The following is a 21,671-nucleotide window of genomic DNA, read 5'->3' as shown; positions in this document are numbered from 1 at the left end:
TTCGTCGAATCTGACCGATGTTCAGGATGAAACTGAGGTTTACGTAAATTTATGGATTGTCCCAAGAAAAATCCTACGAAAAAACCAGGTTACCTACTAAGGTAAGCGACCTGGTTCGTTTAAATCTACTGTAGAGCGAATTTTTGTTTAGGAAACGGCAGCGGCGACAGCAACCAATCCACCAATCAAGACTACGGCAGCGATTCCAAGAAAAATGTAATTGCGTTTCTGATTTTGGGTCGGCGGTTCGGCTTCGTACATTTTCGGCTCGATCGCAAAATTATTCAGCAATCCACTCTCTTCTTTGACATATCGCATGGGTCAATTTCCCCTTAGTGTTTTGTTAACTTTAGCAAAGTTATGGTAAATGCCATATACCTTCAGCAGGAAGATTTAATATTCGTTACGAGAGTTAATTCTGACTGCGCGTCAGCCCATTTTGCGGCTGAAACCAGACAGCGCAATGGTTACAATCATTCAGCGCAGTCGCAACGCCGCTTACGATCGTTCAAGCCATGCCCGCATTTTCCCTGGATTTAATAAGCCATATGGATCGACTTGCTCTTTGAATTGCAGTTGTGCGAGATCCACCATTTTCATCCCGCCATCTTCAATTAAATAGGTGTGCGGATTAAAAATAAATGCGCCTTTCGATTCGTGATCTCGAATGATGTCGTTCAGGCGCTCCTCGGTTGTATAGCGAACCAATTGCAACGAAGCGGGGCGGGCTTTGCCTCCATATCTGAGAAATTCCAGATGAAACATGACTTCATCCCCGTAGTGGTGATACATTTCCTCAAGCAAAGACAAGTTCTTGTCGTCGGGGAAGAGGGTTTGTAGATAAGTAATCGTCGGATCGACGCTGCGCGCATGTAGGGTTGTATGGTTCCAAGTATATTCAGCCAGGGCAATCCCTTTTCCTGCTTCTTGAGCCGGTTTTTGATACGTGATTTCGCCGGAAAATTCTTTGACGAATTCGGCAAGTGGCTCTAAACAAGTCTCAGAAACCATTAACAAAGCAGCGTGTTTTCCGGCAGGAATATAACTTTTCAGTGCAGCAAAGTATTGAGGAATCGGATCGGGACAAATGCAGACCAGCTTTTTGATCATGCCGTCTGCATCACTGAGCGCTTGCCCAAACCGCGCCGCACTCATAAAATCGGGAAAATTGACGATAATTTCTGACCAGGGATAAGCCGGAGCCAAGGGAATTTCTAATTCGGTGATAATCCCATTCGTTCCATAAGCATGAGCGACTTTGTAAACGTCATCGCCGCGTAGTTCAAGAATCCGCGGCTCGTCTTCCATCGTGACTACTCGAACGGCAAGGAGATTGCCACGATCGCGTAATTGCCCATACGTAACTGAGCCAATGCCCCCGCTGCCGCCACCAATGAATCCACCGATCGTCGCAGTTCGATACGTCGAGGGAGCCATGCGAATTTCCCAGCCGATTTCGCGGGTTTGCTTATCTAATGCAGCAAGTTTTGCACCCGCTTCGACACGCACCACGCCAGGTTTCATCCACTTGACTGCCGTCATTTTCGTAATATCGAGGATCACCCCGCCTTCAAGTGGAATGCATTGCCCATAGTTACCCGTTCCGGCTCCCCGCACGGTCAAAGGTACTTTGTGACGCACGCAGGCTTGAGCAATTTTGAGTACTTCCGCTTCATTTACCGGACGAACAACCGCATCGCCAAATTTGTCCTGCAATTGCGGTTGTAAGACAGGGCTAAAGTGGTAGTAATCGTGAGAGAGCTTTGCAACTTGGGTTGCGTCGGTAATAATATCAAGTCCAGCTAAATCGCTGAGAACCGATGCGATCGCATTCGGAGTCGTGGTGGTCATCGCCAAATTCCTGAATTATCTGCTGTTTCGACTATAAAGGGATTTTGCAGGGAAATTCGTATGAGACAATCCATTTTGGAGTTTGGATGACGAGAGATTTGCCAGTAGAGCAGTTCAGCCAAATAGGGTAAAAAAGATTTGGTATACAGAAATCATCTGAAGGCAAAGCTTTGAGAGTTCTATATACGCGAAAGCCTAAGCGTCAGAGAAAAGTAGTTGATTGATTAAATCAGGACTGTTTCGGGACAGTTCAAGGGATGTTCTAGTAGCATTGTTCGTTCTGCGTTATGAGATCAACAGCACTGGTCAAGATTACTATCTACCCTTCGCTTCCTCGCCCATTTTTAGCAACAGAGAGAAGCCGTACAACTTTGAGCAGAACTGTTATCGATCGCGATTTGCCAAGCTCCGATGAATTAGACCCAAATGACTGTCATCGAACCAATGAATCGCCGCTGCATCTCCCTCAATTCAGTCAATCCCAAAGCGATTTGGAAGCAACAGGGCTAGCACTACTTCTACCGCATCGCCCCCATTGTATTTTTCCAAGCTAGCTCTCGACAAAGCACAATCAACGCCCGTTCTTCGGCTCCCTTAAAAAGTTGCTTCTCAATCAGCTCCTCTAAAACCTGATGCGTCAACTGAGTCGAAAACGTGCCCCCACAGTTCAGCAAATGGCTGTAGTAACAAAACTGCGATCGACCTTCTTCATTCAGATGAAAGTGATAAATCTCCTCCCAGGTCATCCTCCGCACTGGCGTATTCACCGGAACCACAACGCGCGGAATTCCTTGAACCCCATACGGTTTACCCGAACGCGTATTCAATTCCCCCACTAAAACCGTCCACAACAACGTTCGGACTTCCTGAACTTGGTCAGGCGTAAACATAGGATCAGGCTCACTCGTCAAGCGAATGCCCGTATTGAGAAATAGCGGATTAAAGAGCTGAGAATTGTAGACGATCCCGACTGCCCAATGGCGATCGTCTTCCAATTTGACAAATGTGCCAAAGCCGTAATCATCGGGAGAAGGCGCATCGATAAAATCCAGGCTATCGTCCACCTGCACCACATAATCGCAGTGTGAATTCGATTTAACAATCTTTCCTAATCGCATGATCGACTCCTCAAGCATTCACAGGCATTTTACCGCTATGCGAGTTTTTGTACTACAAACTTGATTGTTTTTAGCTTTCGCCTCCCCAGTCTCCACATCAGTACGATAAGATAAATTCCTGCTTGTATACGCCACCACAAAACCATCATGAGTACTGGAACACTGTTCGATAAAGTTTGGGACTTACATACGGTCGGAATTTTACCGTCGGGTCAAACTCAGCTTTTTATCGGACTCCATCTCATTCATGAAGTGACCAGTCCTCAAGCATTTTCAATGCTGCGAGAACGCGGTTTATCCGTTTTATTCCCCGATCGCACCGTTGCCACCGTTGATCACATCATCCCAACCGACGACTTAGCGCGCCCCTTCGCCGATTCGATGGCAGAAGAAATGTTGCAGGAGCTTGAAAAAAACACCGCTGCGAATAACATTCGCTTCTATCCGGTCGGTTCTGGCAGGCAGGGAATTGTACATGTGATTGCACCGGAGCAGGGACTTACTCAACCTGGAATGACGATCGCATGTGGAGATAGCCATACTTCGACACATGGAGCATTCGGCGCGATCGCATTTGGGATCGGAACCAGTCAAGTCCGCGACGTGCTAGCTTCTCAAACCTTGGCGTTGTCCAAACTGAAAGTCAGAAAAATCGAAGTCAACGGCAAGCTCAATCCTGGCGTGTTTGCCAAAGATGTCATCTTGCACATCATTCGTAAACTTGGGGTGAAAGGCGGCGTGGGCTACGCTTACGAATTTGCTGGCACCACGTTCGAGCAAATGAGTATGGAAGAACGCATGACCGTTTGCAATATGTCGATCGAAGGAGGCGCACGATGCGGATATGTCAATCCGGATCAAGTTACCTATGACTATCTCAACGGTCGAGATTTCGCACCCAAAGGCGAAGCATGGGATCAAGCGATCGCATGGTGGAATAGTCTCCGTAGCGATGCCGATGCTGTTTTCGATGATGTTGTAGTTTTCGACGCGGCTGACATTGCTCCAACTGTAACTTGGGGTATCACACCGGGGCAGGGAATTGGCATTAGCGATCCCGTTCCTACTCCAGATACGATGCCAGAAGATGAACGAGCGATCGCGCTTGAAGCTTATCAATATATGGACTTGAAGCCGGGTGAACCGCTGCAAGGAACCAAAGTTGATGTCTGCTTTATTGGAAGCTGCACAAACGGGCGCATTTCTGACCTGCGAGAAGCGGCAAAAGTTGCTCAAGGGCGACAAGTTGCAGCAGGCGTAAAGGCTTTTGTTGTGCCGGGATCAGAGCGGGTAAAAGTTCAAGCTGAGAAAGAAGGACTCGATCGTATTTTCGTCGAAGCTGGGTTCGAGTGGCGTGAACCGGGTTGCTCAATGTGTCTCGCAATGAATCCTGACAAATTAGAAGGTCGGCAACTCAGCGCATCTTCTTCCAATCGCAACTTCAAAGGGCGGCAAGGTTCAGCATCGGGTCGTACTTTACTCATGAGTCCCGCAATGGTTGTTGCAGCAGCAGTCACAGGAAAAGTGACCGATGTGCGTGAGTTGATGTAATGGAGCGAGGACGAGGTGCAAACCGAAACGATCGTCAAATGGTCGATTCGGTTGCACAGCAAATAGGAATGAACTCGTCGCAGCGTCGAGAATTTGGCAAATACATTGAGGATGTCAAACGATCTGAGGGTCGAGGAGGTGCAGATAATTTTACTTATGAAGAATTGCTCGAATTAGCTGATGAGTTTCTTGAGCTATGATGAGTCATCCCTCAACACTTTGCCGATGAGTACAATTGAAGTCTCCTTAAGATTGTCAGGGATGTTGCCCCCAGCGGAACATCTCACTCAGACGTTTGGGATTGAGCCAACACGAAGTTTGCGGCAGGGCGATCGTGTTTCTAAACGGAGAGTACAACCCGTCGATCTCTGGCAGTTAGATTTAGCAGCGATTCAAGATGGCGAATCTCTCCAGAATGCTGCAACTCAGTTGAAACAACTTGCACCTGCGATCGCAACACTCGATCGTTCAAGCTGCCGCGCGGAGTTATATATCAGCACGATTCGAGAAGAAGATCAGGGCGGATTTTCACTGCCAACTGAATTGGTGATTGCTGCTGCTGAAGCTCAGTTGTCGATCGAGGTTTCAATTCTAATCATGCTTGATGATTACGTTGAACCAAACTCAGTTCAACCCCAGTCTCAACTAGAAGGAGCATCAAGCAAAAGCTAAGATGCTATTTCAAACCTTAACGATGTCAGGCAATACAATGCAAAGTCAATTCATACCTAGCAATGAGAACCTTTCACATCTGCAAATATGAATTATCAAAAGCAAGTTGCCGATTTTTACAATGCTAGGACTGACTATGATAATGAACTCACTTATAGTCGCGCAGTCCGTTTACTAAGCTACACTCCATTGCATCCTGATTATGCGGTCTTAGATGTTGCGACTGGAACAGGTAACATTGCGATCGCTGCTGCCAAACACGTCAAATCTGTTATCGGAATCGACATTGCCGCAGAACTTCTCAAAATTGCCCAACAGAAAATCACCGCAGAACGCCTTACTAACATTCAATTGCTTGAAATTGATGTCGAAGCTTACCAAGCTGAACCAGAGCAATTTGATGCCATCTACTGTTCGTTTGCGATCGTGCTTTTCCCCAACATCTCCAAACTTTTGCAAAACTGGTATTACTTTCTCAAACCTAATGGCTTCATTGCTTTTAGCTGCTCCTCTGAGAACTCCTACCTTGTAGATACGATCGTAGAATCCTGTGCCGCTCATGGTGTCACCCTGCCAAACCTGCATTACTTGCTTGGAACCCCTGAGCGAATTCAGAACTTACTCGGATCGATCGGCTTTCATTCCATCGAAATCCATCCACACCAGCTTGGAAAATATCTAACAGTCGAACAAGCCCAAAGCCGATGGAGCGGAAAATTCTGGCTGCACATTGATAATCCGCTACCTCAAGTAGACCCAGCAATCCTTGAGCAAATTAAAGCAAGTTACGATCGTGAGATCGCATCACTCGCCACCGATCAAGGTATTTGGCACGAAGAACTGATCTACTACGTGATCGCTAACCGCGCTTGAACTCTCAACTTCAGAGCGTTATGTCAAGACATCAGGTTGCAACACTGGAATTTCGATCACAAACTGTGTCCCCGTTCCAAACGTTGAATCATAGTAAAGCCTACCTCTGTGCCGCTCCGCAATGATTTGATAGCTAATTGAAAGTCCTAACCCGGTTCCTTTTCCAACAGGTTTCGTCGTAAAAAACGGATTAAACAAAGAAGACCGTACACTTTCTGGAACGCCTTGCCCATTGTCCGCAATCATAATTTTGACGAAGTTTTTCTCAGTCACCTCCGTCCGGATGCGAATCGTACTCGGATTCTTCTCAATCTCCTCATAGGTTCGATCGTGATTCACCTCTTCTAACGCATCGATCGCATTACTCAACAGATTCATGACGACCTGATTGAGTTGCCCTGCGTAGCATTCAACCAGTGGCAAATCACCGTATTCCCTAGTAATTTGAATCGCTGGATGCTTTGTCGTAGCTTGTAACCGATGGCGTAAAATCAGCAGCGTATTCTCAATCCCTTCATGCACATCGACTGCTTTGTATTCAGCTTCATCTAATCGGGAGAAGTTGCGAAGCGACAAAACAATTTCCCGAATCCGGTTCGTCCCAACTTGCATCGATTGCAAAAGCTTTGTCAGATCTTCAGTCAGAAACGGCAGATCAATCTCATCTAGCTGATCCTGAATCACAGCAGGGGGATTCGGAAAAGTCTGCTGATAAGTTTCAACCAAAGTGAGCAAGTCTTGCGTAGAAGTTTTGACATAGGAGAGATTACCGTGAATGAAATTCACGGGATTGTTGATCTCATGCGCTACTCCTGCCACCATTTGACCCAGTGCAGACATCTTTTCGCTCTGCACCATATGTAACTGAGCATTTTGTAAGTCTTGCAGAGTCGATTCTAACTTCTCAGTTTTGATCGAAAGTTCTGCCTGAGTTTTCTCGGACATTTCTCTTGCTTCATCAATGGCTAAAACCTGCGGTAAGCTGCTCCAACAGGCGATCGCAACTCCCAAGAACGCCACCACGAGTAGCACCAAAATCAGCAGAGAAGACTGAATGCTTGCTGCTACATTATCTAATGTTGATCTCACCCACCAGCTAATACTCGTCGTCATAGCAATGATGACTAGGAGCGAAATCACCTGAGTTGAGAGGAAATCTGTTTGTTCCGAAAGCAATTTGGGTTGATAGAGCCGAAACCACCATTCAGACTGAAATGGAGCAAACTTAACTTGCTGCATTCCCCAACTGAGCAATCGAACGATGAAAGGAAGCGACAGCCCGAGAAGTAAATCTTGCCAACTCCAAGCCATTCCACCGACAATCAGTGCCGTGACTTCAATGCACAAGAAAAAGAGCGATGCTTTTGCCCAAAGAGACTCTGGACTCTTACGCTGATGCCACATTCCCAGATGGAACGCGATCATCGCAATCAGATAGCCCGTGCCTGTGATCATGATGATTCGATCAACATTTCCCCAGACCAGGCATATCAAGCTAAACAGCAGAGTTAGAGAAAGTGCAGGTGCAAATACTCCTCGCTGCGAAACGACCCCAAAAACTGGAGCAATATAGCGATCGCGTGCCAACTGATAGAGAATTCGAGACGTATTAGAAACAGCAGTCGCAGAACTCAGCAAAGCACCGCTTGCAATTAACATCGTCACCAGCAATGGAGCCGCATCTCCCCAGAAAGGTTGCGCCGAATTCACTAAAACCAGAAAGGTCGAGGTGGCATCAGTAGGACTGAGACGATTGATAATCCAAGAGCCAGCGATGTAGACAAGCGGTAATAAAACAGCAGCACCTGCAATAAAATTCAAGGTCGATCGAGGCCGCTGACTATCTGCGACAAATGAAGATCCCGTTTCAGCCCCATAGACGGCATACACTGCCATGAAATACCATTTCATCCAACCTTCCAGCGAAAAGCTTGCACTTTGCATCGGCACGATCGTTGAGTTGTGCGCGAAGAAGGTTAGCCAACTGAATCCAAACACACAAAAAGCAATGATCAGTCCGATCGCAGGCAGCACAAAAAACGAGTGCAGGATACTCAAAGCTCTCGTTCCGCTGAACGCAAGGATGTAGGGCAGTAACGTAAAGAGAACTCTGAAGAAAGTCGTTGGGATGTGAATTGAGATGGGATCGAGATTTGTCTGAATCAAATCCGTCAAAATCATCGCATTCATCGGAGGAATGGAAACCCATCCAAGCCAGTAACCGATCGCGCTATATTGAGCGATCGCTGGATACGCCTTTAATAATCGAGTCGTATAGTTCGGCGTTCCACCTGAAACATCAGGATAGATTTGCCCCAGATGCCGCACTTGCAGATTTAACATCACTCCTGCAATTGTACTGATGATCCAGACTGAGAGAGCTTGTATCCCAAGCGCTCCATGCATCGCTGGCGCAGTTCCTAACCAAAGCAGCACTCCCCCTAAACTGAATCCCAAAGTTTCAAACGAGGTTAACGTTCTTGGCAGAATCGGAGGCAAGATCGAACCAGGATTCGCTGAAATTGGCTCAAACTTCCACCGAGAAAAAGATTCGGAACTGAATATCATAGAGGGCTTTTAGGCTGCAATCTTTCTCCTCCAAGCATTCCCAACTCAACGCTCATAATCGATGGAAAACTTAACATTTCCTCAGAGAAAACTAAAATCAGTCCCCATCAGGTTGAGCGATTTTGGGTTCTGATCAGGTGCATTGATCTGCATGAAGTCTAGACCCTCAAAACAAAACATCTGGCACCGAATCAACTGCACCAGATGTTGATGAATTAGCGGTTAGCCCTAAGCTTCGACAGCTTCCGCTTTCGGTTCTTCTTGTTTCACGGTCAAATAGCGAATCACTTCGTTACTCAAGCGCATTGCTCGTTCCATTTGAGCAATCGGGCTTCCATCTGACTTAAAATTCATTTGGATATAAACACCTTCGCGCTGTCTTTCAATTTCGTAAGCCAAGCGACGCTTACCCCGATGCTGAGTTTCGATGATCTCCGCACCGTTTTCCTTCAAGATCGATTGATACTTCTCGATCGCTTGATCGACTGCTTCATCCCCGATGTCAGGACGCAAAATATACATCGTTTCGTACAACTGGCTCATGAAATCGACTCCTTATGGTCTAAATGGCTCTTTCGAGTGATCAGCATCGCCCAACAATCAGACAAAAATCGCTTGATTTAGGTTGGGAAACCCCAATAATGAAAGGGCAAGGAATTACAATTCTATACCAGTTTCTGAATGATTCGTCGCGCTCTATTCCCCGGTCTAGCAAAATACGATTAATTTCTTATGGCACAGCGTTATGTCCGCGTTCAAACCCCTGACGACAAAATCTATTACGGCTTACTGCAAATCGATCGCACTGTTCAAGTTTTAGACGCTCCCCCTTGGCATCGAGGACAACTGACAGAGCATCGACTAAATGCCGCTGAATATCGGCTGCTTGCCCCCTGTGCGCCCTCGAAAATTATTGCAGTCGGCAAAAACTACGCCAGTCATGCCGCTGAAATGGGAACCCCTGTGCCCCAAGAGCCGCTTTTATTCCTCAAACCCACCACCACCATCATTCCGTTGGACGCTGAGATTTTGTATCCACCGCAATCTGAGCGAGTCGATTATGAAGGAGAATTAGCGCTAGTGATTGGCGATCGCACAAAAGACTGCACCCCTCAACAAGCCCACAGCAAAATTTGGGGATATACGATCGCAAACGATGTCACTGCCCGAGATCTACAAAAAAAAGATGGGCAGTGGACGCGAGCCAAAGGCTTCGATACGTTCTGCCCCTTAGGTCCTTGGATTGTCAGAGAAATTAATCCCGATGCGCGCATCCAAACTTTTTTGAATGAAGCCCCCGTTCAATCTGATTCGATCGGAAATATGGTGTTTTCACCGGATTTCCTAGTCTCCTACATTAGCCAAGTGATGACCCTACTCCCTGGAGATGTGATTTTAACGGGCACTCCTGAAGGTGTGGGAGCCATGCAGATTGGCAATCGAGTTCGGGTTGAAATCGAAGGCATCGGCTTCTTAGAAAACACGGTTGGCGAACGCTTACCCGTTCGCCAAGCCCAATTACAGGATTAGCGCACCTGCATATAGACGGCATCTGAGATCGTGGGAATTTCTGCATAACGTCCCAATGCAGATTGCACGATCGAATACCCGACTGCCACAATCATCCCTAAAAAGACAGCGTTGAATAGCGTTTGCGTCAACAAGCCCATACCAAAAATAGGGGATAGCGCAAACTGCCAGATAATGCTGACCAAACTCAATAAAATTCCAAACAGAATCGCTTGCATGGTATTGAATCGGATAAAGTGCGGCACATTTTCGTTGCGCACCACCAATAGGAACAGCGCAAAGAACACAATTAACGGAATGAATCCGGTGTAAATCGAGAGGAGTGGAGCCAGCGGCAAGGCAACGATCGCAACCAGTGGACTGAGAAACGAGTCCGTCGCCAGCAAGATCCGCCCAACGAAGCCCACTACATCTAATAAGGGTAAGAGATACACTAGACAAGCAAAAATGCGATCAGACACCGTTGTAGAGCCGCGCCACGTCATAACTCAGTTCTCCTCGTTCGTATTCAGATGAATTGGGATACGCCCAGAATAGCGCACTTCCACCTTATTCAATATTTGCCACCCGAAATCCCATCTGGCACTCAAACTGATCTGGGGTCTTTTCCCCCAGTTTCAAAATTGCCTGCCCGCAACGCAGTTGACCCTGCCGCCATCTGGGTTGTCCACTTTGATCTGCCATTAAGCAGTTCTGGCAAACTTGCTGGGGTGAAAGGAGTTGTTCGCCCGCTAGGATGACTAACATCGCGCCTCCAAAAGAATGATTAAATCACACACTTCATGAATCTTCAGATCGCATTCAAAGCGCTCTACACTTGACCCTTGAGCCTATTTTAGAACAAGCTTTTTGAAAAGTAAGGTAATTCTGATACAGCTTAACTGTCAGATACGATTCACTGCTTTGACATATTTTTCAAACCAAATCGGTTCACTCTTGAATTGCAGTTCGATCGCTTGAATAAAATCGCTGAATTCTGCAATCAAATCTGGATTACGCCAGCCTTTTCTTGTTTCTTCTGCAATGATTCTCAACGCTTCTTCAGGTGAAAATGCTTTTTTATAGGGGCGTTCGCTGGTCAGCGCATCATAAATATCAAGGATTTGAAACACTTGTGCCAAAAAAGGAATGTCATCGCCTTTCAAGGCATCCGGATAGCCAGACCCATCCCAACGTTCATGATGATGCCGGATGATCGGGACAACGCCGCGCATGGTTCGCAGCGGTTGACAGATTTTTTCGCCGATCAGTACATGCTGTTTCATAATCTGAAACTCTTCAGGAGTGAGTCGTCCTGTTTTCAGCAGCACAGCATCGGGGATGCCTACTTTGCCGATATCGTGCAAATATCCACCCCACATCAAGTCGCGAATTTGCGATCGCGTTAATCCCAAAAATTCACCGAATGCTTTTCCCAGCATCACCAGTCTTTCACAGTGATCTCCAGTATTTGGATCGCGACTTTCAACGGTTCTCGCAATTGAGAACAACACTTTTTCCGCGTGATCTAAATCTTCATTCAGGCGTTTCTGATGCACGAGCGATTTGACTCGTGCCGAGAGTTCTAATTGATCAAAGGGTTTGGTCAAGAAGTCGTCGCCCCCGGCTTCGATGCCGCGGAGCCGCGATCGGCGATCGTCTAATGCTGTAATAAAGACGACTGGCGTTAAACGAGTGAGTTCATCTTCTTTGAGGCGACGGCACACTTCATACCCATCCATGCCTGGCATCATCACATCGAGCAAAATCAGGTCAGGATTCGTTTGCTGAAGTTGTGCAAGTGCAGTCGCGCCGCTTTCTGCTTCAATGACATCGTAGCCTTCTACAGAAAGCAAAGCTACAGCGGTCATCCGGCTCGAAGGATGATCGTCTACTACCAAGATGGTGGGTCGCTCCAAGTCTAGGTCATTCACACGGGAAACGCCTAAGTCACTGAACAATAGGAGGCAAAACTAAATTGCCTTTTCCAGTATGGTCACGCAACCGAGGAAATTGATCAGCGCGGGGATGGAGAATCACAATCGCTAGCATTCAGCGTGATGATCGTCACTTCAGGAGGACAGAACAATCGACCTGGAAAGTAAGTTCCTAATCCACGATTGACATAAAGTCGATTCTTGCCAATGTGATGCAGTCCTTTGACCCATTCCCAATGTTTCATAACTCGGTAACAGGCAGCGAGAACTGGAATTCTGTACTTGATTTTCTTGGGAAGGATGCGATAGAGATAGGCGCAAAAGGCTGAAATATTGACAATGCCTGGAATGATGATTTGCCCACCGTGGCTATGTCCTGAAAGTTGCAGATCGACTCGCCATTTTTGTAGGGATTCGGCGCAGTCGGGATTGTGAGCGAGCACAATGCGCGGCAAGTCGGCAGGAAGTTGATCCATGACTTCGCTAGATTGTTTGTAGGCAGGCGACCAAAAGTCTGCGAGTCCAACTAGGGCAAGTTCTGATCCAACCGGATAAACGATTTCATTCCAGAGAATTTGGATATGAATGTTGGCTAGAGCATCAATGATAATTTGCTGACTATCGCGGCGATATAAGTCGTGATTGCCCAAAATGCCATAAATTCCTGATCTGGCTTTTAACTGTTTCAAATGATGGACAAGTTCATAAATCGGCTGCGGATCATCAGTCACAAAGTCGCCTGTGATGACGATGAAATCGGCTGCGGCTTGATTGGTAATCTCGATCGCTTGATTCAGAATTTTTTCAGATAATCGCTCTCCGTCAAAGTGCAGGTCAGAGAGTTGAACGAGTGTTGTCCCATGCAGGTGAGGGGGAAGGTTGTCGATCGTGAAATTTAGGGTTTCGACCTTAAGCGACTGGGTGAATAGGGGCTGCATATCATCTGGCTATAGCGCGCTCCTAGCTTAACAATTCTGAACCGATGTCAGCGGTGAAGCCTTCATGAACGCTTTAAGAAAATTTGGTGAGCAGTCCTAAGAGTTTTCGGCTAGTGGGAGTGAGCAGTTTTCGGCGGTAGGCATCTGCGGCTTTTTTGATCATTTCGGCTTGAGTGGGATAAGGATGAATGACAGTAGATAAGGTGTTGAGTCCGCGTTTCCCGACGATCGCGGTTGTGATTTCGCTGATCATTTCTCCGGCATGACGCGCGACGATCGTGGCTCCAAGAATTTCGTCTGATCCTGTTCGATGCAGTAATTTGATGAAGCCGTTGGTTTCTCCATCGGCAATCGCACGATCGACCTTATCTAAGGTGATTTTAATCAGTTCAGCGTCATCGCTTTCGTAGATCCCGACATGCGCAATTTCGGGATCGGTGTAAGTGACCCAAGGCATGGTCAAACTGCTGAGTTTCGATCGACCAAACCCAAACGGTGAAAACAAAGCGTTTTTAATCACAATTCGTGCTGCTGCATCTGCCGCATGTGTGTATTTCCAATCCATACAGATGTCACCTGCTGCATAGATGCGCGGATTGGTCGTTTGCAGATAGTCGTTGACTTTGACACCTTTGCGATCGTAGTTCACCCCCACCGCTTCCAGATTCAATCCTTCTACATTCGGGGCACGACCTGCACCCACAAGAATTTCATCGACGACAAAGCTCTCGCCGTTTGCATCGATCACTTTCCCTTCAGGAGAAGATCTAACTTGATCAATGTTGCAATTCAAGATCACGCGAATGCCTTCTTCGAGAAAAACTTGCTGAAGCAGTTCGGCAGCGTCAGGATCTTCTCGATCGAGTAACCGAGCATGTTTATGAAATAGCATCACTTCACAGCCTAAGCGCTGAAAGGTCTGTGCCAATTCACAGCCAATTGCACCGCCGCCAATCACAGCCAAGCGACGAGGACGATCGGTTAATGAAAAAACTGTTTCATTCGTCAAATATCCTGCTTCTGCTAATCCTGGAATTTCAGGGTCACGCGCCCGTGCTCCAGTCGCAATCACGGCTTTTTTGAAGTTGAGAACGCGATCTCCCACTTGAATGCGATCGCGATCCAAAAAGCTCGCTTCACCCAGAAAGACATCCACGCCTAATTTCTTAAATCGATCGGCTGAATCATTTTCACTGATGCCTGCTCGCAATTGACGCATTCGTTCCATCACAGCCGGAAAATCGACTTCAATCGTATCCGGAGGAATCACACCAAACGATCGAGCATCTCGCATCTCAGCCACGACTCTCGACGATCGAATCATGCATTTAGACGGAACACAGCCGACATTCAAGCAATCTCCGCCCATTAAATGTTTTTCGATCAGCGCCACTTTCAGTCCGATCCCCAGTCCGGCGGCTCCTGCTGCAACGACTAAACCTGCCGTTCCTGCGCCTAGAACCACCAAATCATAGCGATCGCTCGGTTGCGGATTCACCCAATCCGGCGGATGCACCCGCGAAACCAAGAGTTGATTGTGAACATCATCAGGAGAAATCAGGCTCATGAATCTTCGACCCCGCTATCTTGCAACGCTTTTCGCGCAATTCGTGTCACATAGACTGTTACGACTACTGTAGCGATTAGCCCAACTATCCGAAGTCCCCATTGCGCTAGTTGTGCTTCTGAACTCAAGGGTGCTTTGCCTAAAGTTGCTAGATTGCCCGCAAGCGAGCCGATGTAGACATACATGATGATTCCTGGAATCATGCCGAAACAGCCGAGCGCATAATCTTTTAATGAAACTTGGGTCACACCAAACGCATAATTTAATAACGTGAATGGAAATACGGGAGACAATCGGGTAAGGATAACAATTTTCAATCCTTCTTTTGCAACTGCTTGGTCGATCGCTTTCCACTTCGCATTGGCTTCAATGCGTTGAGATACCCAATCTCTCGCAACATATCGTCCGACTAGAAAAGCTGCGATCGCGCCTAAAGTCGCCCCAATTGCTACATAAAGTGAACCAAGAAAAAGTCCATAGACAAGCCCTGCCCCTAGCGTGAGCAGCGTTCCCGGAATCCAGAGAACAGCAGCGCACATATAGAGCAGGATAAACACGATCGCGCCTGTCGCGCCAAGATTTTGAATCCAAGTCAGGGCATCTTGTAGCATTTACTAAAAAGTAGCATTTACTAAAAAATAGAGTGCTGAAATTAAAGTAACGTGAATCTCGTATCGAGGAGCAGCTTGCATCCGATGTAAGAATTTGTAATAAAAACGCTCATCAAAACGGATTACCTTAACAAATAGCGCAACATGATGATTTCTACGGTCACCATTAAGTTCTTGATTCAAAGCCTTACACAGCAATGGATACAAGCCCTTAAGCTAAAACTTGGGATCATCTGTAAAATGACACGTCAGCAGATCACTTAAATTTACAGTGTTGGGAAGTTTAGAATGAGCAGTAATTTAGCAACAAAACTTCGCGAAGGAACCAAGAAAGCTCACACGATGGCGGAAAACACCGGATTCATCGCGTGCTTTTTGAAAGGAACGGTTGAGAAAGAATCTTATCGCAAGCTCGTTGCAAACTTTTACTTTGTCTATTCGGCAATGGAAGAAGAGATGCGCCGACACAAAGATCATCCGATCTTGTCGAAAATCTACTTCCCAGAGCTTGAACGGAAAGAAACGCTAGAACAGGATCTTGCTTACTATTTCGGTAAGAACTGGCGCGATCAAGTCGCTCCGTCGGATGCCACTCAGTCCTATGTCGCTCGAATTCATCAAGTCGGACAAAGCAATCCTGAGTTGCTGATTGCTCACTCTTACACGCGCTATATTGGCGACTTGTCGGGTGGTCAAATTCTCAAGAAAATCGCTCAGAACGGCATGAATCTCACAGAAGGCGAAGGCACGAGCTTCTATGAGTTCAAACATATCTCTGATGAGAAAGCCTTCAAGAAAGAGTATCGGGCGCGTTTGGATTCGATGGACATTGATGAAGCAACTGCTGATCGAATTGTCGAAGAAGCAAACGATGCGTTTGGCATGAACATGCACATGTTCAAAGAGCTAGAAGGCAACCTGATCAAAGCAATTGGACAAGCATTGTTCAATGCGTTGACCCGCAGACGCGCACGCGGCAGCACAGAGTTGGCAACGGCTGAATAGGCTGAATAATTCGAGTCTTGAGATTAAATTCTCATTTTTTGAATCCTGGAGGCTTGGTGAAGAAACCCATCAAGTTTTCAGGATTCGTTGTTGGAATTGGTATGATTAGCGCGATCGTGAAAGATTCCGCGTGATGCGAGAAGTCGGGATTTTGCAAACATCCAACTTCTGAGAATCTAAGCTTTAGACTAAATGGACTGAATTTATGGCTGCGAAGATTCCGGTTACTGTCATTACTGGCTTTTTAGGAAGTGGAAAGACTACGCTGATTCGTCACCTGTTACAAAATAATCAGGGACGGCGAATTGCTGTGTTGGTGAATGAGTTCGGGGAAATGGGAATCGATGGCGAACTTCTGAAATCTTGCCAGGTTTGCCCCGAAGACGAGACGACTAATGAGACGAGTAATATTGTCGAATTGACGAACGGCTGCCTCTGCTGCACAGTGCAAGAAGAGTTTTTGCCCACGATGTTGGAATTGCTCAAGCGCAGAGACAGTTTAGACTCGATCGTGATTGAAACCTCTGGCTTAGCTTTACCAAAACCGTTGATCAAAGCATTTCGCTGGCATGAGATTCGTAATGCAGCTACAGTCGATGGTGTGATCACCGTTGTCGATTGCGAAGCGGTTTCAACCGGAACGCTTGCGGCGGATTTGCAAGCGGTCGAAGCACAGCGACAAGCCGATCCCAATCTTGACCACGAAACGCCGCTGCAAGAATTGTTTGAAGATCAGCTAGCTTGCGCTGATTTAGTGATTTTAAATAAGACGGATCTCGTAGACCGTGAGGCTCAGGAGAATGTGCGATCGCTCGTCGAGCAGGAGCTTCCAAGAGCTGTCAAAATTGTGGAAAATGGGCGGGCAGGAGAGCTTGATCCAAACTTGCTTCTAGGGTTCAATGCGGCGGTAGAAGATCATTTAGAAGCGCGTCCGAGTCATCACGATACAGAAGAAGAACACGACCATGACGATGAGATTAACTCGACTCATTTAATTTTGGATCAAGCCTTTGATCCGGAACAGTTGCGATCGCGTTTAGAAAAACTCGTCCAGGAGCAGGAGATTTATCGAGTCAAAGGGTTCGTGGCAGTGCCAAATAAACCAATGCGGCTCGTCATGCAGGGGGTGGGTTCCAGGTTTGAGCATTTCTACGATCGACCGTGGCGATCTGATGAACTGAGACAAACTCGACTGGTCTTTATTGGTAAAGATCTCGATTCGACTCAATTAATCTCGAAGCTTGCTTAGACGACCATTTCGCCGCATTCATCGACTAAATAGCACAATGCTCGGAATCTTAGACCGACAAATTGGTCATACAGGGGATTCAATTTGCACATGGGGGGGATATGCGCGATCGTGCGTCCAAACAGCTTGATATCGCGTTCAAACGGGCATTGTGCTGGAATCAGCTTGCAGACGAAGTGAGCAGCTCTACGATCGTGGATTTGAATCGAGTCGAACCAGTTGCGGAGTGGTTGTAGGAAATCGAACTTTTGAGGTGGGCGAGCGATCAAGTTGGAGTCGAAATGGGTTTCAGACATAATTGACCTTCCAGACAAACGAGAGAGAGTAGCCATCAACAGAGAGAAGAAGAGAAGAACTTGTGTTTTCTCACTTACAAGATACACAAGCAGTCTTAGATTTCCGTGAACTTCAGAAGAGAGTTAGTTGAAGTGTTGATGAATTAACTCAGTGAATCAATTCTGCTTATTTCAGCTTCAACATACCCATATCTATGTATGAATCTCTCAACCTATGCATTAGATTTCGATCCGATTTTCTATCTCTTTTCTTTCAAGATATTCTTAATTAAAGCGATCCCCGAAAGCAGCGCACAGCATCCAACAGGGTAGTTTTTTCTTCACCCCCAAGCAAAAGTACTCCTGTTGGTATTCATCCTTAGACATAAACATAGGGCTACAGCATCAACTGTGCAAATTCGTATTTTTTATTACTATCTTCAATTCTCATAATCAATAGATTTTCTTAAGATTAAAATGCTCGAATTCTTATCAATCAATTTGATAGATTGAATACATTTCCTAGGGCTGTCTATGACTTCAACCTTATCTGAGCAAATCCAGCAGTTTTACGATGCGTCCTCTGGCTTATGGGAGCAAGTTTGGGGCGAGCACATGCATCACGGCTATTACGGCGCAGACGGCAAGACCCAAAAGGAGCGCAGACAGGCACAGATTGATCTGATCGAAGAATTACTGAAGTGGGCGGGGATCACAACAGCAGAGAAAATCCTGGATGTCGGATGCGGCATCGGAGGAAGTTCGCTCTATTTGGCTGAAAAATTTGGAGCGGAAGCAACGGGAATCACCCTGAGTCCAGTGCAGGCAAATCGGGCAAAAGAACGATCGAGAGTGGCTCAGATTTCCGCCAATTTTCAAGTCGCTGATGCGCTGAATATGCCCTTCGAGGATAATTCCTTTGATTTAGTGTGGTCGCTGGAAAGCGGCGAACACATGCCGGATAAGCAGAAATTCTTAGCCGAATGCTATCGAGTGCTTAAACCGGGTGGGACGTTTATTATGGCAACTTGGTGTCATCGTCCGACGGATCAAGTGCCACTGACGATCGACGATCGCAAACGGTTGGCTGAGATTTATCGCGTGTATTGCTTGCCGTATGTGATCTCATTGCCGGAATACACCGCGATCGCGCAAGAGATCGGACTGCAAGACATCCAAACCGCAGACTGGTCAACGGCTGTGGCTCCATTTTGGAATGTTGTGATCGATTCCGCTTTTACACCTGGTGCAATTTTTGGCTTGCTTACATCGGGCTGGACAACCATTCAAGCCGCGCTCTCGCTGGGATCAATGCAGCAAGGGTACAAACGCGGATTAATTAAATTTGGCTTGCTTTGCGGCAAGAAAGTTTAGAACCACGGTAGGGTTTAGGGGTCAAGATTCCAGAAAGTTATGAGTCGAACTTCTTACAAATCATCCAACAAGTCATCGAATAAATCATCGAATCTCGTTCAACGCTATGCCCCTTGGCTCTATGCTTTCTGGAAATTCTCGCGCCCTCATACAGTGATTGGAACGTCATTAAGTGTGTTGGGGCTATATCTGATCGTGCTTGCTGGCAATCGCGAATTATTGCTGCATCCGACCTTGTTGATCGCGCCTCTGATTGCCTGTCTGTGTGGCAATGTCTACATTGTGGGGTTGAACCAACTTGAAGATATCGAGATCGATCGCATTAATAAGCCGCATCTTCCCTTAGCTTCGGGCGAATTCTCAGTTCAGCAAGGGCGACTGCTGGTGGTACTGACAGGAATCATCGCGATCGCAGTTGCCGCGTCCCAGAGTCCTTATTTGTTCGGAATGGTTGGGCTGAGTTTAGCGATCGGCACACTCTACTCTTTGCCGCCTGTGCGATTGAAGCGATTTCCGTTTTGGGCATCGCTGTGCATCTTTACGGTCAGAGGCATGATCGTGAATTTGGGATTGTTCTTGCATTTCAATCAGGGCTTTCCCATTCCCGCGAAAGTTTGGGCGTTGACCATCTTTATTTTGGTGTTTACGTTTGCGATCGCAATTTTCAAAGACATGCCAGATACAGAAGGCGATCGACGATACAACATTCGCACATTGACCTTGAGACTGGGACAGCGCCCGGTGTTCAATTTATCGCGGGCAGTTTTGACCGGGTGTTATCTATCGATTGTGGCGATCGCGCCTTTTTTACCGGGTGTCAATGCGCCTTTTTTGATGGTGAGCCATCTGATAGTATTAGCAACCTTGTGGTTTCGCAGCTACAAAATCGATCTACACGACAAAGTAGAAGTCGCTCGCTTTTATCAAGTCATTTGGAAGCTGTTTTTCTTAGAATATTTGATTTTTCCGGCTGCTTGTTTTCTGGGTTAAGCGATGTCAGGCAAAGTTTTTTTAGTGGGATCAGGACCCGGAGATATTGGAAATTTGACGATGCGAGCGTATCAGTTGCTCACTCAGGCTGAAGTTCTCGTTTACGATGCGTTGGTCGATTCGCAGTTTTTAGAATTGGTGGCGGACACCTGTTTGAAGCTGAATGTTGGGAAGCGAGGGGGACAACCTAGCATGAAGCAGGAAGATATCGATCGCTTACTCGTTGAGCACTGTCAACAGGGCAAAAAAGTCGTTCGGCTCAAAAGTGGCGATCCGTTCATCTTTGGACGAACCACTTCGGAAATTCAAACGCTCAAAGCGGCAAATTGTGACTATGAAGTTGTTCCCGGTCTTTCCTCAGCTTTAGCCGCTCCGCTGTTCGCCCATATCCCCTTGACTGATCCGGTCTTAAGCCGTGGATTTACGGTGATTACAGCGCATGAACCTGAGCGATTAAACTGGCAAGTCTTGGCTCAAATTGACACGCTCGTGATCTTAATGGGAGGTAAACATTTACCACGAATTGTCGAAGAGCTACGTCGTCAGGGAAAATCAGAACAGACCCCGATCGCAATTATTCGGTGGGCTGGACATCCTGAACAAGAAATCTGGAGTAGTACACTCGATGAAATCCTGTCGCAGGTGACACCCCAGCGATTATCGCCTTGTGTGATCGTGATTGGGGAAGTCGTTCGACTGCGATCGTTTTTATGAATTTGCCTCTTTTTAACAAAACTATCATCGTCACCCGCGCCGCAGGACAGTCGAGTCAGTTCGCTTACTCGCTGCAAAACTATGGCGCAAGTGTGCTGGAAATGCCGACGATCGAGATTGTGCCTCCGTCGAGTTGGGCGGGATTAGATCAAGCGATCGCGAAAATAAACGAATTCGATTGGCTAATTCTGACCTCGACGAATGCAGTCGATTATTTCTTTGAGCGATTGGGTTCTCAACTTCAGGATGTCCGGGGACTGTCGGGCATTAAGATTGCCGTTGTGGGCGAGAAAACGGCTCAGCGATTGAGACAACGCGGATTACAGCCAGATTTTATCCCGCCAGATTTTGTGGCGGATTCGATGGTGATCAATTTTCCAGTCTCGGTCGAAGGAAAGAAAATTTTGTTTCCGCGCGTTGAGACAGGCGGGCGGGATGTGCTCGTGCGTGCATTTAGCGATCGCGGGGCAATTGTCACAGAAGTTGCCGCCTATCAATCCACTTGTCCGAGAATTCCAGATGCAACTGCGATCGCGGCGATTCAAGCTCACAAAGTTGATATCGTTACCTTCGCGAGTTCTAAAACCGTCAAGCATTTCTGCGAATTGTTGCAAAAAGCGATCGGGGATAATTGGAGCCAACATTTAGAGAAAGTGCGGTTCGCGTCGATCGGTCCACAGACTTCTAAAACTTGTCGAGCCTTGTTAGGGCGCGTTGAGATTGAAGCCGAAGAATTTACCTTGGAAGGGTTAATTCAAGCAGTTGTGCGATCGGCAAGTCTGAAAATGGACACTTAAGCAAAGTTGATATCGGGGTATTGCTCCCTATTCAGCTAGTCCTCTTGCTTTAGCGTGGCGGGCGGTATACAC

General features: G+C 46.9%; 23 protein-coding genes. 11 read left to right on the top strand and 12 right to left on the bottom strand.

The features are described from left to right. Window positions 1–147: 147 nt before the first annotated feature. The 3 genes from psb34 to OU814_RS20535 all read right to left on the bottom strand — a co-directional run bounded on the left by psb34 (window position 148) and on the right by OU814_RS20535 (window position 2,969). Complete coding sequence (gene psb34 / locus OU814_RS20545) at window positions 148–318, bottom strand: photosystem II assembly protein Psb34 (protein ID WP_017287107.1); 171 nt, start codon at window positions 316–318, stop codon at window positions 148–150. A gap of 180 nt (window positions 319–498) precedes the next feature. Beyond that, a complete protein-coding gene (locus tag OU814_RS20540) occupies window positions 499–1,851 on the bottom strand; it encodes an FAD-binding oxidoreductase (protein WP_268241946.1) in 1,353 nt (450 codons plus the stop codon). Window positions 1,852–2,369: 518 nt separating this feature from the next. Beyond that, on the bottom strand, window positions 2,370–2,969 hold the full coding sequence (locus OU814_RS20535; protein ID WP_026148500.1) for a hypothetical protein: 600 nt from the start codon (window positions 2,967–2,969) through the stop codon (window positions 2,370–2,372). A 147-nt stretch (window positions 2,970–3,116) separates the two neighbouring features. Between OU814_RS20535 and leuC the strand changes: the two genes are divergently transcribed. The 4 genes from leuC to OU814_RS20515 all read left to right on the top strand — a co-directional run bounded on the left by leuC (window position 3,117) and on the right by OU814_RS20515 (window position 6,065). Further along, window positions 3,117–4,520 carry a 3-isopropylmalate dehydratase large subunit gene (gene leuC / locus OU814_RS20530; protein ID WP_268241945.1) on the top strand — a complete coding sequence of 468 codons (1,404 nt, stop codon included), beginning with the start codon at window positions 3,117–3,119 and terminating at the stop codon, window positions 4,518–4,520. Beyond that, the gene (locus OU814_RS20525) at window positions 4,520–4,720 is read left to right on the top strand and encodes a hypothetical protein (protein ID WP_268241944.1); all 201 of its coding nucleotides are present in this window, start codon (window positions 4,520–4,522) and stop codon (window positions 4,718–4,720) included. The genes leuC and OU814_RS20525 overlap by 1 nt, the downstream gene beginning before the upstream one ends. 61 nt (window positions 4,721–4,781) lie before the next feature. Continuing rightward, window positions 4,782–5,192 carry a DUF4279 domain-containing protein gene (locus OU814_RS20520; RefSeq protein ID WP_268241943.1) on the top strand — a complete coding sequence of 137 codons (411 nt, stop codon included), beginning with the start codon at window positions 4,782–4,784 and terminating at the stop codon, window positions 5,190–5,192. An 87-nt stretch (window positions 5,193–5,279) separates the two neighbouring features. After that, window positions 5,280–6,065, top strand: coding sequence for a class I SAM-dependent methyltransferase (locus OU814_RS20515; protein ID WP_268241942.1), 786 nt, complete (start codon window positions 5,280–5,282; stop codon window positions 6,063–6,065). 18 nt (window positions 6,066–6,083) lie between these two features. Here OU814_RS20515 and OU814_RS20510 read toward each other — a convergent pair whose 3' ends face one another. Both OU814_RS20510 and rpsF read right to left on the bottom strand, forming a co-directional pair. Next, window positions 6,084–8,633: an amino acid permease gene (locus OU814_RS20510; RefSeq protein ID WP_017287099.1), complete on the bottom strand. Its 2,550-nt coding sequence runs from the start codon at window positions 8,631–8,633 to the stop codon at window positions 6,084–6,086. 228 nt (window positions 8,634–8,861) lie between these two features. Continuing rightward, on the bottom strand, window positions 8,862–9,176 hold the full coding sequence (rpsF, locus tag OU814_RS20505; protein ID WP_017287098.1) for a 30S ribosomal protein S6: 315 nt from the start codon (window positions 9,174–9,176) through the stop codon (window positions 8,862–8,864). Between the two features lie 189 nt (window positions 9,177–9,365). On the opposite strand from rpsF, the gene OU814_RS20500 reads away from it, so the two are divergent. Beyond that, a complete protein-coding gene (locus tag OU814_RS20500) occupies window positions 9,366–10,163 on the top strand; it encodes a fumarylacetoacetate hydrolase family protein (protein ID WP_017287097.1) in 798 nt (265 codons plus the stop codon). On the opposite strand, the gene OU814_RS20495 is transcribed toward OU814_RS20500, so the two are convergent. The 6 genes from OU814_RS20495 to OU814_RS20470 form a co-directional block, all read right to left on the bottom strand. Next, window positions 10,160–10,648, bottom strand: coding sequence for a Tic20 family protein (locus OU814_RS20495; RefSeq protein ID WP_017287096.1), 489 nt, complete (start codon window positions 10,646–10,648; stop codon window positions 10,160–10,162). The genes OU814_RS20500 and OU814_RS20495 overlap by 4 nt on opposite strands. Before the next feature lie 64 nt (window positions 10,649–10,712). After that, window positions 10,713–10,910, bottom strand: coding sequence for a hypothetical protein (locus OU814_RS20490; protein ID WP_017287095.1), 198 nt, complete (start codon window positions 10,908–10,910; stop codon window positions 10,713–10,715). 137 nt (window positions 10,911–11,047) lie between these two features. Continuing rightward, entirely contained in the window at window positions 11,048–12,076 is a 1,029-nt protein-coding gene (locus OU814_RS20485; RefSeq protein ID WP_051077780.1) for a response regulator, read from the bottom strand. Between the two features lie 83 nt (window positions 12,077–12,159). Further along, window positions 12,160–13,017: a metallophosphoesterase gene (locus tag OU814_RS20480; protein ID WP_017287093.1), complete on the bottom strand. Its 858-nt coding sequence runs from the start codon at window positions 13,015–13,017 to the stop codon at window positions 12,160–12,162. A 73-nt stretch (window positions 13,018–13,090) separates the two neighbouring features. Continuing rightward, window positions 13,091–14,584 (bottom strand): mercuric reductase, encoded by a 1,494-nt coding sequence (locus OU814_RS20475; protein WP_268241941.1) that lies wholly within the window; start codon window positions 14,582–14,584, stop codon window positions 13,091–13,093. Continuing rightward, a complete protein-coding gene (locus OU814_RS20470; protein ID WP_017287091.1) occupies window positions 14,581–15,195 on the bottom strand; it encodes a TVP38/TMEM64 family protein in 615 nt (204 codons plus the stop codon). The genes OU814_RS20475 and OU814_RS20470 overlap by 4 nt, the downstream gene beginning before the upstream one ends. 288 nt (window positions 15,196–15,483) lie before the next feature. Here OU814_RS20470 and OU814_RS20465 point away from each other — a divergent pair, with 288 nt between their 5' ends. Further along, a complete protein-coding gene (locus OU814_RS20465) occupies window positions 15,484–16,200 on the top strand; it encodes a biliverdin-producing heme oxygenase (RefSeq protein ID WP_190647320.1) in 717 nt (238 codons plus the stop codon). A gap of 205 nt (window positions 16,201–16,405) precedes the next feature. Further along, the gene (cobW, locus tag OU814_RS20460) at window positions 16,406–17,449 is read left to right on the top strand and encodes a cobalamin biosynthesis protein CobW (RefSeq protein ID WP_268241940.1); all 1,044 of its coding nucleotides are present in this window, start codon (window positions 16,406–16,408) and stop codon (window positions 17,447–17,449) included. Here cobW and OU814_RS20455 read toward each other — a convergent pair. Next, window positions 17,446–17,745, bottom strand: a complete 300-nt coding sequence (locus OU814_RS20455) for a Mo-dependent nitrogenase C-terminal domain-containing protein (RefSeq protein WP_017287086.1) — start codon at window positions 17,743–17,745, stop codon at window positions 17,446–17,448. The two genes, cobW and OU814_RS20455, sit on opposite strands and share 4 nt — an antisense overlap. Window positions 17,746–18,258: 513 nt before the next feature. On the opposite strand from OU814_RS20455, the gene OU814_RS20450 reads away from it, so the two are divergent. Genes OU814_RS20450 through OU814_RS20435 form a run of 4 tightly spaced genes read left to right on the top strand, consistent with a single transcriptional unit; the run spans window position 18,259 to window position 21,599 of the window. Then, window positions 18,259–19,098, top strand: a complete 840-nt coding sequence (locus tag OU814_RS20450; RefSeq protein WP_268241939.1) for a methyltransferase domain-containing protein — start codon at window positions 18,259–18,261, stop codon at window positions 19,096–19,098. Window positions 19,099–19,137: 39 nt separating this feature from the next. Next, window positions 19,138–20,088, top strand: coding sequence for a homogentisate phytyltransferase (locus OU814_RS20445; RefSeq protein ID WP_190647326.1), 951 nt, complete (start codon window positions 19,138–19,140; stop codon window positions 20,086–20,088). A 3-nt stretch (window positions 20,089–20,091) separates the two neighbouring features. Then, a complete protein-coding gene (cobA, locus tag OU814_RS20440) occupies window positions 20,092–20,802 on the top strand; it encodes a uroporphyrinogen-III C-methyltransferase (protein WP_026148498.1) in 711 nt (236 codons plus the stop codon). Further along, window positions 20,799–21,599, top strand: coding sequence for a uroporphyrinogen-III synthase (locus OU814_RS20435; protein ID WP_051077779.1), 801 nt, complete (start codon window positions 20,799–20,801; stop codon window positions 21,597–21,599). Before cobA ends, OU814_RS20435 begins: the two co-directional genes overlap by 4 nt. Window positions 21,600–21,671 lie beyond the last annotated feature (72 nt).

The sequence above is a fragment of the Leptolyngbya sp. GGD genome, assembly GCF_026735145.1.
GTDB lineage: Bacteria > Cyanobacteriota > Cyanobacteriia > Leptolyngbyales > Leptolyngbyaceae > Leptolyngbya > Leptolyngbya boryana.
Note: the sequence above shows the minus strand (reverse complement) of the source record. Positions and strands in the feature narration are given on the sequence as shown.